The 13,060-nt window shown below is 69.7% G+C and carries 15 protein-coding genes; 7 read left to right on the top strand and 8 right to left on the bottom strand.

The genetic code is table 11. The features are described from left to right. Positions 1 to 42: 42 nt before the first annotated feature. Both gatA and gatC read right to left on the bottom strand, forming a co-directional pair. A complete protein-coding gene (gene gatA, locus SFC76_RS08470; protein WP_322849034.1) occupies positions 43 to 1,524 on the bottom strand; it encodes an Asp-tRNA(Asn)/Glu-tRNA(Gln) amidotransferase subunit GatA in 1,482 nt (493 codons plus the stop codon). Then, positions 1,524 to 1,826 (bottom strand): Asp-tRNA(Asn)/Glu-tRNA(Gln) amidotransferase subunit GatC, encoded by a 303-nt coding sequence (gatC, locus tag SFC76_RS08465; RefSeq protein WP_322849033.1) that lies wholly within the window; start codon positions 1,824 to 1,826, stop codon positions 1,524 to 1,526. Before gatC ends, gatA begins: the two co-directional genes overlap by 1 nt. A gap of 105 nt (positions 1,827 to 1,931) precedes the next feature. Here gatC and SFC76_RS08460 point away from each other — a divergent pair, with 105 nt between their 5' ends. Then, the gene (locus tag SFC76_RS08460) at positions 1,932 to 3,041 is read left to right on the top strand and encodes a DUF3089 domain-containing protein (RefSeq protein WP_322849032.1); all 1,110 of its coding nucleotides are present in this window, start codon (positions 1,932 to 1,934) and stop codon (positions 3,039 to 3,041) included. Next, positions 3,038 to 3,499 carry a Holliday junction resolvase RuvX gene (gene ruvX, locus SFC76_RS08455; RefSeq protein ID WP_322849031.1) on the top strand — a complete coding sequence of 154 codons (462 nt, stop codon included), beginning with the start codon at positions 3,038 to 3,040 and terminating at the stop codon, positions 3,497 to 3,499. The genes SFC76_RS08460 and ruvX overlap by 4 nt, the downstream gene beginning before the upstream one ends. A 122-nt stretch (positions 3,500 to 3,621) precedes the next feature. Here ruvX and SFC76_RS08450 read toward each other — a convergent pair whose 3' ends face one another. The 3 genes from SFC76_RS08450 to SFC76_RS08440 form a co-directional block, all read right to left on the bottom strand. Next, positions 3,622 to 4,011, bottom strand: a complete 390-nt coding sequence (locus SFC76_RS08450) for a type II toxin-antitoxin system VapC family toxin (protein WP_322849030.1) — start codon at positions 4,009 to 4,011, stop codon at positions 3,622 to 3,624. 14 nt (positions 4,012 to 4,025) lie between these two features. Further along, positions 4,026 to 4,292: an antitoxin gene (locus SFC76_RS08445; RefSeq protein ID WP_322849029.1), complete on the bottom strand. Its 267-nt coding sequence runs from the start codon at positions 4,290 to 4,292 to the stop codon at positions 4,026 to 4,028. 217 nt (positions 4,293 to 4,509) lie between these two features. Further along, entirely contained in the window at positions 4,510 to 4,881 is a 372-nt protein-coding gene (locus SFC76_RS08440; RefSeq protein WP_322849028.1) for a hypothetical protein, read from the bottom strand. 117 nt (positions 4,882 to 4,998) lie between these two features. On the opposite strand from SFC76_RS08440, the gene SFC76_RS08435 reads away from it, so the two are divergent. From SFC76_RS08435 to SFC76_RS08425, 3 genes are all read left to right on the top strand, one after another. Then, positions 4,999 to 5,301, top strand: coding sequence for a HigA family addiction module antitoxin (locus tag SFC76_RS08435; protein ID WP_322849027.1), 303 nt, complete (start codon positions 4,999 to 5,001; stop codon positions 5,299 to 5,301). Positions 5,302 to 5,530: 229 nt separating this feature from the next. Beyond that, on the top strand, positions 5,531 to 6,514 hold the full coding sequence (locus SFC76_RS08430; RefSeq protein WP_322849026.1) for an aspartate carbamoyltransferase catalytic subunit: 984 nt from the start codon (positions 5,531 to 5,533) through the stop codon (positions 6,512 to 6,514). Beyond that, complete coding sequence (locus tag SFC76_RS08425; RefSeq protein WP_322849025.1) at positions 6,511 to 7,734, top strand: dihydroorotase; 1,224 nt, start codon at positions 6,511 to 6,513, stop codon at positions 7,732 to 7,734. The genes SFC76_RS08430 and SFC76_RS08425 overlap by 4 nt, the downstream gene beginning before the upstream one ends. Here SFC76_RS08425 and SFC76_RS08420 read toward each other — a convergent pair whose 3' ends face one another. Both SFC76_RS08420 and SFC76_RS08415 read right to left on the bottom strand, forming a co-directional pair. Next, complete coding sequence (locus SFC76_RS08420; RefSeq protein ID WP_322849024.1) at positions 7,735 to 8,982, bottom strand: tetratricopeptide repeat protein; 1,248 nt, start codon at positions 8,980 to 8,982, stop codon at positions 7,735 to 7,737. An 8-nt stretch (positions 8,983 to 8,990) separates the two neighbouring features. Continuing rightward, entirely contained in the window at positions 8,991 to 9,710 is a 720-nt protein-coding gene (locus tag SFC76_RS08415; RefSeq protein WP_322849023.1) for a ParA family protein, read from the bottom strand. A gap of 150 nt (positions 9,711 to 9,860) precedes the next feature. On the opposite strand from SFC76_RS08415, the gene SFC76_RS08410 reads away from it, so the two are divergent. Continuing rightward, complete coding sequence (locus SFC76_RS08410; RefSeq protein WP_322849022.1) at positions 9,861 to 10,859, top strand: SPOR domain-containing protein; 999 nt, start codon at positions 9,861 to 9,863, stop codon at positions 10,857 to 10,859. Between the two features lie 325 nt (positions 10,860 to 11,184). On the opposite strand, the gene serB is transcribed toward SFC76_RS08410, so the two are convergent. Further along, positions 11,185 to 12,063, bottom strand: coding sequence for a phosphoserine phosphatase SerB (serB, locus tag SFC76_RS08405; RefSeq protein ID WP_322849021.1), 879 nt, complete (start codon positions 12,061 to 12,063; stop codon positions 11,185 to 11,187). On the opposite strand from serB, the gene miaA reads away from it, so the two are divergent. Next, entirely contained in the window at positions 12,044 to 12,997 is a 954-nt protein-coding gene (gene miaA, locus SFC76_RS08400) for a tRNA (adenosine(37)-N6)-dimethylallyltransferase MiaA (protein ID WP_322849020.1), read from the top strand. The two genes, serB and miaA, sit on opposite strands and share 20 nt — an antisense overlap. Positions 12,998 to 13,060 lie beyond the last annotated feature (63 nt).

Genomic DNA, 13,060 nt, shown 5'->3' with positions numbered 1-13,060 from the left:
TCTTACCTTATCGGATCCGCATACCAGCTAGAGTTGTCGATATCACCACCACGCCTGCGGCCGCGCGGTGAAGCCCGCCCGCTGCTCGATCGCCAGCCCGGCGTTGAGCACGCCCTGCTCGTCCAGCGGCTTGCCGATGATCTGCAGCCCCAGCGGCAGCCCCTGTTTGTCGAGCCCGCCCGGCACGCTCATCGCCGGCAGTCCCGCCAGCGAAGACGGCACGGTGAACACGTCGTTGAGATACATCGCCAGCGGATCGGCCGACTTCTCGCCGAGCGCGAACGCCGCCGACGGCGCGGTCGGGGTCAGCAGCACGTCGCACGTCTCCCACGCCCGCTCGAAATCGCGCGCGATCAGCGTCCGCACCTTCTGCGCCTGCGTGTAATAGGCGTCGTAGAAGCCCGCCGACAGCACATAGGTGCCGATCATGATACGCCGCTTCACCTCCGGCCCGAAGCCGGCGGCACGGGTCGCGGCATACATGTCCTGCAACCCCGCCCCCTCTGGCAAGTCGCGCAGGCCGTAGCGGACGCCGTCATAGCGCGCGAGGTTGGACGAGGCCTCCGCCGGCGCGATGATGTAATAAGCGGGCAGCGCATAGCGCGTGTGCGGCAGCGAGACCTCGACGATCTCCGCGCCCGCGTCGCGCAGCCAGTCGATCCCCGCCTGCCACAGCGCCTCGATCTCCTCGGGCATGCCGTCGACGCGATATTCCCTGGGGATACCGACGCGCTTGCCCGCGAGGCTGCCCGACAGCCCCTGTTCCCAGCGCGGCACGTCGAGCTGGAGCGAGGTCGCGTCCTTGGCGTCGAACCCGGCCATCGCCTCGAGCAGGATCGCGCAGTCGCGCACGTCGCGCGCCATCGGCCCCGCCTGGTCGAGCGACGAGGCGAAGGCGATCGTCCCCCAGCGCGAGCAGCGGCCATAGGTCGGCTTGATGCCGCTGATCCCGGTGAACGCCGCCGGCTGGCGGATCGAGCCGCCGGTGTCGGTGCCGGTCGCGCCCGGGCACAGCCCCGCCGCCACCGCCGCCGCGCTGCCGCCCGACGAGCCGCCCGGCGCGAGCGGGGCGTCGCTGCCCGGCCGCCGCCACGGCGAGATCACGTTGCCGAACGCGCTGGTCTCGTTCGACGAGCCCATCGCGAACTGGTCCATGTTGAGCTTGCCGAGCATCCCCGCGCCGGCATCCCAGAGCTTCTGCGAGATCGTCGATTCGTACGTCGGCACGAAGCCTTCGAGGATATGGCTCGCCGCGGTGGTCGCGACGCCGTCGGTGCAGAACAGGTCCTTCATCCCGATCGGCACGCCGGCGAGCGGCTTCAGCGTCTCGCCCGCTGCGCGCGCGCTATCGGCGGCGCGCGCAGCGGCGAGCGCATGGTCGGGCGTCTCGACCAGAAACGCGTTGAGCGGCTTGGCCTTGGCCGCCTTCACCACGAAGGCGTCGGCGACCTCGACCGCGGAGAACGCGCCGCTGCGCACGCCGTCGCGCAACGCGGCGACGCCCAATTCGGTCAGCTCGGCCATTATTCGATCACCTTGGGAACGGTAAAGAAGCCATGCTCCGCCTGCGGGGCATTGGCCATCAGCGCGTCGCGGATGCCGCCGCCGGTCAGCGGATCGGCGTCGATCACGTCCTCGCGCAGGCGCAGCTGGTTGGGGATCACCGCGGTCATCGGCTCGACGCCGGCGGTATCCACCCCTTCCAGTTGCTCGATCCAATCGAGGATGTTGCTGAGTTCGGGCGCGAGGCGGCTCGCGTCCTCGTCGGTGATCGCGATGCGCGCGAGCGCGGCGACCTTCTTCACGGTGGCGGTGTCTACGGACATGCGCTGCGCCTATCAGAGGCGGCTTTATAGATGCAACCTCGTGTTGCCACTTCGCCGGGCCTCGTCCATCAGACGGGCTCCCTGCCCTGCCCGGACACCCCATTCTTGGCCCGCAAATTTCTCTACGTCTTCGCGTTCCTGATCGCGCTCGTCATCGCCGGCGCCTTCGCCTACCGCCTGTACGGCGTCGAGATCCTGCGCATGGCGCTGGTCCCGTCGGAGGCGTTCAAGGCGCAGCCGCGCGTCGCTCCGGAGCGCTACGCCGATCGCGCGATGTGGATCGCCCGACCCGACATCCCCGCCAACCCCGCGCTGTGGACCCCCGCCGGCTACACGCCGGAGCCGAGCCCCAGGGCCGCGGTCTTCTTCATCCACCCGACCTCGTACATCGGCCGCGACCATTGGAACGCGACGCTGGACGATGCCGAGACCAACGCGCGCGCCGCGATCTTCCTGCGCGGCCAGGCGAGCGCGTTCAACGCCGCCGGCGAGATCTGGTCGCCGCGCTACCGCCAGGCGACGTTCGGCGCCTTCCTGACCAGCGTCGCCGACGCCAATCGCGCGCTCGACCTCGCCTACGGCGACGTCGCCGCCGCCTTCGCCACCTTCGTCGAACAGGTCGATCCCAAGCGGCCGATCATCCTCGCCGGCCACAGCCAGGGCGCGCTCCACCTCACCCGCCTGCTGCGCGAGCAGATCGCCGGAAAGCCGATCGCGAAGCGGATCGTCGCCGCTTATGTCGTCGGCTGGCCGGTATCGAAGACCACCGACCTCGCCGCGCTCGGCCTGCCCGAATGCACCCGTCCCGACCAGGCGCGCTGTCTGCTGTCGTGGGAGAGTTTCGCCGAGCCCGCCGACCCGCAGCAGATCACCGACCTCTACGACCAGACGCAGGGGTTCGACGGCCGCCCGCGCCGCGGCACCGACATGGTCTGCACCAATCCGCTGACCGGCACCGCCGGCGCCGACGCCCCCGCGACCGCCAATCTCGGCACGCTCTATCCCTCCGCCGATCTCAGCAGCGCGAGCATCGCGCCGGGCGCGGTGCCGGCGCGCTGCGGCCCGCGCGGCATCCTGCTGATCGGCGCGCCGCCGGAGGTCGGCAGCTACGTGCTGCCCGGCAACAATTACCACGTCTACGATTACAGCCTGTTCTGGGCCAACGTCCGCGCCGACGCGCAGCGCCGCCTCGCCGCCTTCGGGGCGAAGCGATGATCACCCCCGACCGCGCCGTCTTCCGCGAGGCGCTGCCGACCGGCGGCCGGCTGCTCGGCCTCGACCTCGGCAGCAAGACGATCGGCACCGCCGTATGCGACGCCGGCTGGAGCTTCGCCAGCCCTGCCGCGCTGATCCGCCGCACCAAATTCACCAAGGACAAGGCGGCGCTGGTCGCGCTCGCCACCGCGCAACAGGTGAAGGGGCTGGTGCTCGGCCTCCCCCTCAACCTCGACGGCAGCGAGAGCCCGCGCAGCCAGTCGACCCGCGCCTTCGCGAGGAATTGCGACGACCTCGGCCTGCCGATCCTGCTGTGGGACGAACGCTGGTCGACGGTCGCGGTCGAACGCACGATGATCGAACAGGACATGAGCCGCGCCAAACGCGCCGAGCGCATCGACAACCTCGCCGCGGCGCACATCCTGCAAGCGGCGATCGACGCGCTGGTGATGGTTTAGGGGGGTGTGGTGAGTTGCCGGCCGTCCGGTTACCGGAACGCGCATTGCGATAGGTACCGCCGGGCAGCACCACTTTTCCCGAAAACGATCAGAGCCCGGTAAGGCGATTTCGCTCGACTCGATCAACCGATCCAGTTTTCGACGCGCAGACCGCGAACACGTTGGAATTCCCCGACGTTGCCAGTAACCAACGTTGCGCCGACGGCGTAAGCGTGCGCCGCAATCAGAAGGTCGTTCGGACCGATCGGTTTGCCGGCAGCTTCCAGTCCGGCGCGGATACCCGCATATTCCGCGTCGGCGGGGACATCGAGGGCCAGAATGTCGATGCTCGCAAGGATGGCCTCCACCTGTGCGACCAGTCGGGGCGAACCCTTCTTCGCGCATCCGTAGCGCAACTCGGCCGCGGTGATGATGCTGACGCACATCGCCTCGCTGCCGTGAGCTGCCACTTGTTCGAAGACCCGGCCTTGAGGGCTGCGCACCAGATCGGACACGATGTTGGTGTCGAGCATATAGCGGGTCCGGCTCACAGATCGATATCCCTGAGCGGCAGCAGCGGCGCGTCGAGATCGTCGGGAAACGCATCGGAAGGATCGAGGGGGGACAGGGATCGAAGCGTGTCGAGCAGGTTGGGCCGGGGTTCGGGCTCGATGATGAGACGATCACCCTCCTTGTGGATCAGGACACGACTGCCGGAAAATTCGAACTCCGCTGGAATGCGGACGGCCTGACTGCGGTTGTTGCGGAACAGCTTCGCTTCGCGGACGTCGCGACTCGGGGCGGGCTCGGCCATCTCGCAACCTCCATTGTATATGCCATGTATATACCAAGGATGCGGCCATTCTTCAAATGTCGGTACCGCTGCGCTATCGACCGCCGCTGTGGCGCACATCCTGCAAGCGCCGATCGATGCGCTGGTGATACGTCAAGATCGCTGATGACTTGCGAAATGGCCTCGTCAGGGCAGGTTCTTCTCGACGACGGCCTTTCTCCGCGGATCGGCAGGAACATCAGCAGCGGATTGGGCCCTTGCCCTCGCGGTACATGACGGTAGCCGTGGTCGGCTTCGATTGAGCGTTTACAGCTACGCTCAAAGAAAATCCGGACGCATCGTTATAGGTCGAGAAGTGAAACCCGGGACGTTGCTGAACCGCGGAACGGTTCAGGCCGGACTTCCTCGCCTGCCGATCATAATGGTGGACGACGTCCTTCAAGGTCGAAGACGTCGAGAAGCTGTACCCCCGATAACAGCCAATGGCTTGATCGCGGAGCAGCAAAGTAACTCCAACGGGCGCCGGAAACTGCGACGGCTTGGCCAGAACCGGCGATGCGATCACGGCAGCGGCAAGGAGTGCCACCAGTCGGTTCGACATGCCCATCATTCCACTGCCTCCTGTTTCTGCTCGGTTGTACCGGCATCTTGAACAACCATACAATTATGGCGCCGCAAGCCAAGGGAGAGGAAACCCGCTTCTCGCGCATGGATCTGGAGGATTATCATGGCACTTAGACTGCATCCGCCGCTTGCGGTGCACGCTGGCGACTGGCTCAAGACCGAAGTCGTCGAGCCGCACGGCATCACCGTGAAGGCGCTCGCCGAGCACCTCGGTGTATCGCGTCAGGGGCTGAGCGACCTGCTCAACGGCCACGGCGGATTGTCCCCCGATATGGCGCTGCGCTTCGAGAAAGCGTTCGGCATCAAGGCGGATACGCTGCTGCGTATGCAACTCGCCTACGATCTGGCGCTGCTGCGGGAGCATCAGGACGACATCAAGGTCGAACGGGTGGCGCAAGCCGCCTGACCGTAGATAGTCGCCGACCTGCCCCTGTCCTACACCCCACCCCCTCTGCTACACCCCAAACGCTCTTTCGCATCGTGGACCCGCATCATCACCAAAACAGAAACGATCGGGTCGGATCGTTTCCATTCAAGTGTCCATCTTGTCCATGTTGCCCCAATCCAGCCACAATTAGACGGCGGCTCCCTCCCCGCTTGCCCCCACCCCGCCTGCGCGCTAACCGGCGCGCTTGATGAACCGTTCGGACCACCGCCCCGCTGCCCTGATCCAGGGTGGCGCCGTCTTCCCGCACCGGCACCTCACCGGCATCGACGGGCTCCAGCCGCATGAGATCGCCTTTCTGCTCGACGAGGCGGAAAGCTGGGTCGCGGCGAACCGCAGCCATGCCGCGCCCGACAAGCGGCTCGACGGCCTCACCCAGATCAACGCCTTCTTCGAGAATAGCACGCGCACGCTGCTGAGCTTCGAGATCGCCGGCAAGCGGCTCGGCGCCGACGTCGTCAACATGCACGCGGCGCAGTCGAGCGTGAAGAAGGGCGAGACGCTGATCGACACCGCGCAGACGCTCAACGCGATGCGCGCCGACGTGATCGTCATCCGCCATATGGCGAGCGGCGCGGTGCGGCTGATCGCCGATAAGGTCGATTGCCCGGTGCTCAACGCCGGCGACGGTCGCCACGAACATCCGACACAGGCGCTGCTCGACGCGCTCACCATCCGCCGCCGCAAGGGGTCGATCGCCGGCCAGCGCGTGGTGATCTGCGGCGACGTGCTGCACAGCCGCGTCGCGCGCTCGAACATCCTCGCGCTCACCGCGCTCGCCGCCGAGGTGCGCGTCTGCGCGCCGTCGACGCTGATGCCCGCCGGGATCGCGCGGATGGGGGTGACGCCGTTCACCGATTTCGACGCGGCGCTGGTCGGCGCCGACGTGGTGATGATGCTGCGCGTCCAGAACGAGCGGATGGCGGGCGGCTATATCCCGTCGAGCCGCGAATATCGGCTGCGCTACGGGCTGACGCCGGAGCGGCTGGCGAAGCTGCCCGACGCGCTGGTGATGCATCCGGGGCCGATGAACCGGGGGGTGGAGATCGATTCGGTGGTGGCGGACGGGCCGCAATCGGCGATCACCGAACAGGTGGAGATGGGCGTGGCGGTACGGATGGCGTGTCTCGACGTGCTCACCCGGCGCGCGCGCGGCGTGGAGGGCTGGGCATGAGCACGGGCACGATCGCCTTCCTCGACGCGCGGCTCGCCTGCCCCGTCGCCGGCGTCGCGCCGGGCGGGCTGCTGGTCCGCGACGGCGTCATCGTCGCGCGCGGCCCGATCGAGCTGCCCGGCGACGCGGTGACGGTCGATTGCGGCGGGCGGGTGCTGGCGCCGGGGATCGTCGACCTCGGTGTGTTCAAGGTCGACCGCGATGCCTGCCGCACGGGCGGAATCGTCCGCGTCGCGCTGATGCCCGACGGCAATCCGGTGCTCGACGATCCCGGCATCGTCCAGCGCGCGGCGCTGATCGGCAAGCCCGATCTGTGGATCCACCCGATCGCCGCGGCGACGCAGGGCCTCGCCGGCACCGACATGGCGGAGATGGCGATCTGCATCTCGGCCGGTGCGCGGGCGGTGGGCACCGGGCGCGGCTGGATCGCCGATACCGGCGTGATGCTGCGCGTGCTGTCCTATGCCCGCGACCTCGACATCGCGGTGGTCGCGCATGCCGAGGACGGCGCGCTGACCGCGGGCGCGGTGGCGACCGACGGCGAGACCGCGACGCGGCACGGCCTGCCCGCCGCGCCGGCGGTGGCCGAGGCGCTGGCGGTGGCGCGCGACCTGATGCTCGCCGAGGAAAGCGGCGCGCGGCTCCACATCCGCCAGGCGACCACCGCCGCCGCCTTCGACCTGATCCGCGCTTCCAAGCGCCGCGGCGTGCGCGTCACCTGCGGCATCACCCCCGCGCATCTCCATCTGTCGGACATCGCGATGAGCGACTTCCGCACCTACGCCCACCTTTCGCCGCCGCTGCGCAGCGAGAGCGACAGGCTGGCGGCACGCGCCGCGGTGGCGGACGGGACGATCGACGTCCTCTCCTCGGGCCACGACCCGCACGGACCGGAGGCGAAGCGCCTGCCCTTCGTCGATTCGGCGGCGGGGATGGCGGGGGCGGAGACGCTGCTGCCGCTCGGGCTGCTGCTGGTGCGCGACGGCGTGCTGCCGCTCGAGCGATTGCTGGCGATGCTCTCGGTCCATCCGGCGAAGGTGCTCGGGCTCGACACGGGCACGCTGGAGGTCGGCAAGCCCGCCGACCTGATGCTGTTCGACGCGGATACCCCCTGGCAGGTCGACGGCGAGGCCTTCGCCTCGGCAGGCAACACGCCGTTCGACGGCCTGCCCGTCCAGGGCCGGGTGCTCAGGCTGTGGAAGGCGGGCCGGGAGGTCTGATCAGCGCGCCGCCACCTGCACCGGCGCGCGCAGCCATTGCGCGACCCGGTCGCCGGCCTCGCGGCGGACGAAACAGGCGCCACCCTCGGCGCGATAGCGGCCGCACATCCGGTCCGCCTCGGCGCGGCTGAACCCGCCCACCGACACGCGGTAGAGCGACCCCTGCGCCGCCGCGACCATCGTCCCCGTCGGCCGCTGCCCGGTCAGCGCCGCGAAGCGCCGCGTCGCATCGGTCCAGCCCGATTTGGCGACCGCGACATTGCTGTATGCGCCGATCTGCACATACCATTCGCCCGCCTCGGCTGTACGGACGGGCATCGCCGCCGCCTGCCGCACCGGCGCGGCGACGGTGCGAACCAGCATCGTCGGCAGCGGCTGCGCCACCTCGCGCGGCGGCGCGAACACCACCCGCGTGAACGGCGAGGCCGGCACCGGCGTCTCGACCGCAGCGGTCCGCACGGGCGCCGCCTGCGCCGGCATCACCGGCACCGGCGCGTTGAGCGCCAGCGCCACCGGCCGGCCGGCATCGGCCCCCGCGGTCACGCCGAGCAGGCTCGCCACCTGATCCGACGCCGCCCGCGGCTGCGCGAACGCCGCCCATTGCTCCAGCCGCGCGTCGACATCGGCGGGCGACATATCCGCCGCCGCCGCGACCCGCGCCATCGCCCATTGCCCGGCGAGCGCATAGCTCAACGCCAGATTCTGCCGCACCTTGGCATCCGCGCCCGGCGTCCGCGCCGCCGCGTTGAGTGTGGCGATCGCGCCGGCCGGATTGCCGGCGAGCGCGGTGGCAAGGCCGAGGTCGCCGACCGGGATGATCGCGGCGTTGCGCGTCAGCGTCGCCTGCGCCGCCGACCAGTCGCCGGTGGCGATCTGCGCCAGCGCGAGGTTGAGCGCCGCCTTGCCGTTGCCCGGCGTCAGTTCCATCACCTCGGCGAAGGTATCGCGCGCCGACGCGAAGCGCCCCGCCTGCTGATATGCCTGCCCCAGCACCATCCGATAGTCCGCATTCCGCGGCGCCAGCGCGACCGCCGCCTCGGCGCGTTCGATCGCGGTGGCGGGATCGCGTTTCGCCAGCGCCCGCGCCGCTTCCTCGGCGTGCCGCGTCGCGGTCCGCGCGACGATCCCGTCGTTGCGATCGCTCACCGCGGCGATCCGCCCGCCGCCGCCGGTACACCCGACCACCGATCCGCCGAGCACCAGCGCGGACAGGCCGAAGGTCAGGATCAGCCGCGGGGCAGAAGACATCACCGCGCTCATGCTCCGACCACCCGCCGACCGAAGCCACCCGCCGCCGGGCGCGGTCCGAAGCCCCCGCCATGCACCGTCGGCACGCTGAACACGGTACGCCGGAAATTCGTCTCCAGCCGCCCGGAGACGTAACTCCACAGCTGCGCGATCTCCGCCGCCGCCCTGCCGCCGGGATCGGCCTCCATCACCGTGCCGCCGTCGATCATCGCCGTGGCATAATCGGGGCGCTGGTGGACGGTGACCGGCGCGACGCTGCCATGCTGCGCCAGCGCCACCGCGGCGTCGGCGTTGATCTGCGCATCCGGCGTCGCGGCGTTGATGACGAAGATCAGCGGCTTGCCGGCGCGCTGACACAGATCGACGGTCGCGCCCACCGCGCGCAGGTCGTGCGGCGACGGCCGCGTCGGCACGACGACCAGTTCGGCGACCGCAATGACGCTCTGGATCGCCAGCGTGATCGCCGGCGGCGTGTCGATCATCACCAGCTTGAACCCCTGCTGGCGCAGCATCTCCAGATCCGCCTGGAGCCGCGCCACGACGGTCTGCGCGAAAGCGGGATACGCCGTGGTACGATCGCCCCACCAGTCGGACAACGTGCCGTGCGGATCGATGTCGATGAGGACCACGGGGCCATGCCCGGCGATCTGGGCCTGCACCGCCAGATGCCCGGACAATGTCGTCTTGCCCGAACCACCCTTTTGCGATGCCATCGCGAGAACGCGCATAGGCCCCCTTCAATCTGTGCCGTCAAACCGTAAGCGAACCTGACAGGACAGCGCTAACGGACGGTTAATGTAGCGCTTTGCGCGATGTGGCTTTGCCTGCGCGCCGGTCCGGGGCATGATGCGACCGATATGGTGAAGAGGGTGACGAGCATGCGGAATACCGGTTGGATCGCGGTCGCGTTGCTGGCCAGCCTCGCCGGTGCCGCACCGGCCGGGGCGCAGGCGGTCAAGGCGGGCGTCGATGCCTGGAGCCGCGGCGACTTCGCCGGCGCGGTCGCGCAATGGCGCGGCCCGGCGGTCGCGGGCGATGCCGACGCGCAGTTCAACCTCGGCCAGGCGTATAAGCTCGGCCGCGGCGTGCCGCTCGATCCGGCGCTGGCGGAAAGCTGGTTCCGCAAGGCGGCGCTGCAAGGCCATCCGCAGGCCGAGGACAATTACGGCTTCGCGCTGTTCCAGGCCGGCCGCAAGGCGGAAGCCGCGCCCTGGCTCGAAAAGTCGGTGCGGCGCGGCGAGCCGCGCGGCCAGTTGGTGCTCGGCACGATGCTGTTCAACGGTGACGGCGTGCCCCGCGACTATCCCCGCGCCTATGCGCTGATGACGCTGGCGTCGCAGGCGGGGCTGAAGTCGGCCTCGGAAACGCTGGCGCAGATGGATCAATATATCACGCCCGCCGACCGTCAGCGCGGCACGGCGCTGGCGCAGCGCTACGCGACCGAATCGCGCGCCGGGCCGCCCGCCGCCGACCGCGGTGGGATGATGGCGGCCGAGAACACCGCCCCCCGCCGCGGTACCGTTCCGATTGCCACCCCGGCGAAGGCGCCGGCGCGCCCGAAGCCGGCCCCCGCGGACCTGTCGCCCGACCGCCCGGTCGCCGATCGCATCGCGCCGCACGAGAAACGTCCCGCCCCGCCCCGCCCCGCGGCGGCGCCCGCCGGCGGCGCGTGGAAGATCCAGCTCGGCGCCTTCAGCACGCAGGCGAACGCGCAGACGCAATGGTCGCGGGTCCGCGGCAAGCTCGGCGGCGCACAGCCGGTCTATGCCAAGGCCGGCACCGTGATCCGCCTGCAAGCGAGCGGCTTCGCATCGAAGGCGGCGGCGCAGAAGGCGTGCGCCACCGCGGGCGTCGCATGCGTGGTCGTCGCGCCTTAGATCCGATCGACAGCCCTCAGCCCGTCACCCCGGACTTGATCCGGGGTCCCGCTGCGTCCTTTTTATTGCTGTCGGGAAAAAGCGGGACCCCGGGTCAAGCCCGGGGTGACGGAGGAATGGTTCGCGCGGAGGCGCAGAGGACGCAGAGGTGTAGCGCATGGGGTTCAGCGCGATCTTGCCCCCGGCTTCGGCGAGAAAGTCGTCGACGCGGCGAGCGTAACAGCTCTGCGTCCTCCGCGCCTCCGCGCGAACCCGATCGTCGTTTAGACCTTTCGCTTCCGACGATGGTGAATGTCGGGTCCGCCGCAATTCCGCGTGGCGGCCTTTATCCGTCGACCCAGTCGGCGCGCCGATACCCCTGCGCATAGAGGAGCGTCGACAGGTCGCCATGATCGATCCGCGCGCCGGCTGCCGCGGCGACGATCGGCTTGGCGTGATAGGCCACACCCAGCCCCGCCCGCTTGATCATCGCGAGGTCGTTGGCGCCGTCGCCCACCGCAAGCGACAGCGCGGGATCGATGCCGCGCTCGGCGATCCAGGCGAGCAACGTGTCCTCCTTGGTGGCCGACCCTACGATCGGCTTGGCGACGTTGCCGGTCAGCCGACCGTCCTCGATCAGCAGCACGTTGGCGATCGCGCGATCGAAGCCGATCTCTGCGGCGACGGGTTCCGCGAACCGGGTGAAGCCGCCGGACACCAGCACCGCCGCCGCACCCTGCGCGCGCATCGTACGGACCAGCGCCTTCGCCCCCGGCATGATCCGCACTTGCTCCGCGAGGCATTGCGCGATCACCGCTTCGTCCAGCCCGGCGAGCAAGGCCACACGCGCATCGAGCGCCCCCTCGAAGTCCAGCTCGCCGCGCATCGCCGCCTCGGTCACCGCCGCTACCTCTGCCTTGATGCCGGCATAATCGGCGAGTTCGTCGATGCACTCGACGGTGATCATCGTCGAATCCATGTCGGCGACGATTAGCGCCTTGCGCCGCGTCGCGGTCGGCTGGACGATGACGTCGCTGCGGGCGATGACGCCTTCCAGCGCGCCCCGCGCCGCATCCGCGTTGCCGGCGAAGGCGATATCCGCGGCGACGCCGGGCTCCAGCCACGTCGTCGCGCCCGGTACGCAGCCCGCCGCCGCCAGCCGGTCGGTCGCCACCGACAGGTCGCCTGCGCCGAGCGTTTCGCCTATGAGCGTCGCGGTGAACATGCCGGTCTCCAACCCCAAACCAAGGGTCGCGCTCATCGCAGGCCCCACCGCCAGCGGCAAGTCCGCCGCGGCGATCGCGCTTGCCGAGGCGCACGACGGCGTCGTCATCAACGCCGACGCAAGTCAGGTCTATGCCGATCTCGCCGTCCTAACCGCCCGCCCGAGCGCCGAGGAGACTGCACGCGTACCGCACCGGCTATTCGGCCATGTCGACGCCGCCGATGCCGGCTATTCCGCCGCGCGCTGGGCCGCCGAAGCGCGCGCTGCGATCGCCGCGGCGCATGCGGCGGGCAAGCTGCCGATCCTCGTCGGCGGCACCGGCCTGTACCTGCGCACGCTGCTCGACGGTATCGCGCCGGTGCCGGAGATCGATCCGGCGATCCGCATCGCAGTGCGCGCGCTGCCCGTCGCGGAGGCGCATCGCCTGCTCGCCGGCGAGGATGCGGCCGCAGCCGCCCGCCTCGCCCCGGCGGATACGGCGCGCGTTGCGCGTGCGTTGGAGGTGGTGCGATCGACGGGCCGGCCGCTGGCGGCATGGCAGCACGAGCGCGTCGGCGGGATCGGCGATACGATCACGCTCGCCGCCGCCATCCTGCTGCCCGACCGCGACCGCTTGTTCGAACGGATCGACACGCGGTGCCACGCGATGTTCGACGGCGGCGCGATCGAAGAGGTCGCCGCCCTGCTCGCGCGCGACGACGTTCCGGCCGATGCGCCGATCCGCCGGGCGATCGGCGTCCCCCCGATCGCCGCGCTGCTCGCCGGGACGATCGATCGCCCCGCCGCGGTGGCGCAGGTACAGCTCGACACGCGCCGATATGCCAAGCGGCAGTATACCTGGTTCCGTAATCAACCGCCGGAGAGCTGGCGACGCGAGACAGATTCAAACGAATTAATCTATTCATTAGCAAGTTTATTACGCGAAGAGGGTTGACCCGTATCGGACCGGCGGCTAACCGCACCGCAGCATTCCCGTACAGCAACGTTGGAGACAGAC

The organism is Sphingomonas sp. CD22 (assembly GCF_034556155.1).
Lineage (GTDB): Bacteria > Pseudomonadota > Alphaproteobacteria > Sphingomonadales > Sphingomonadaceae > Sphingomonas.
Note: the sequence above shows the minus strand (reverse complement) of the source record. Positions and strands in the feature narration are given on the sequence as shown.

Bases quoted from the DNA above. Each gene is read 5' to 3' on its own strand.
- SFC76_RS08415 (WP_322849023.1), bottom strand. From the start codon at position 9,710: ATGCGCGTTCTCGCGATGGCATCGCAAAAGGGTGGTTCGGGCAAGACG.
- ruvX (WP_322849031.1), top strand. From the start codon at position 3,038: ATGATCACCCCCGACCGCGCCGTCTTCCGCGAGGCGCTGCCGACCGGC.
- gatC (WP_322849033.1), bottom strand. From the start codon at position 1,826: ATGTCCGTAGACACCGCCACCGTGAAGAAGGTCGCCGCGCTCGCGCGC.
- miaA (WP_322849020.1), top strand. From the start codon at position 12,044: ATGAGCGTCGCGGTGAACATGCCGGTCTCCAACCCCAAACCAAGGGTC.
- SFC76_RS08450 (WP_322849030.1), bottom strand. From the start codon at position 4,011: ATGCTCGACACCAACATCGTGTCCGATCTGGTGCGCAGCCCTCAAGGC.
- serB (WP_322849021.1), bottom strand. From the start codon at position 12,063: ATGTTCACCGCGACGCTCATAGGCGAAACGCTCGGCGCAGGCGACCTG.
- SFC76_RS08410 (WP_322849022.1), top strand. From the start codon at position 9,861: ATGCGGAATACCGGTTGGATCGCGGTCGCGTTGCTGGCCAGCCTCGCC.
- SFC76_RS08435 (WP_322849027.1), top strand. From the start codon at position 4,999: ATGGCACTTAGACTGCATCCGCCGCTTGCGGTGCACGCTGGCGACTGG.
- SFC76_RS08425 (WP_322849025.1), top strand. From the start codon at position 6,511: ATGAGCACGGGCACGATCGCCTTCCTCGACGCGCGGCTCGCCTGCCCC.
- gatA (WP_322849034.1), bottom strand. From the start codon at position 1,524: ATGGCCGAGCTGACCGAATTGGGCGTCGCCGCGTTGCGCGACGGCGTG.
- SFC76_RS08445 (WP_322849029.1), bottom strand. From the start codon at position 4,292: ATGGCCGAGCCCGCCCCGAGTCGCGACGTCCGCGAAGCGAAGCTGTTC.
- SFC76_RS08420 (WP_322849024.1), bottom strand. From the start codon at position 8,982: ATGTCTTCTGCCCCGCGGCTGATCCTGACCTTCGGCCTGTCCGCGCTG.
- SFC76_RS08440 (WP_322849028.1), bottom strand. From the start codon at position 4,881: ATGATGGGCATGTCGAACCGACTGGTGGCACTCCTTGCCGCTGCCGTG.
- SFC76_RS08430 (WP_322849026.1), top strand. From the start codon at position 5,531: ATGAACCGTTCGGACCACCGCCCCGCTGCCCTGATCCAGGGTGGCGCC.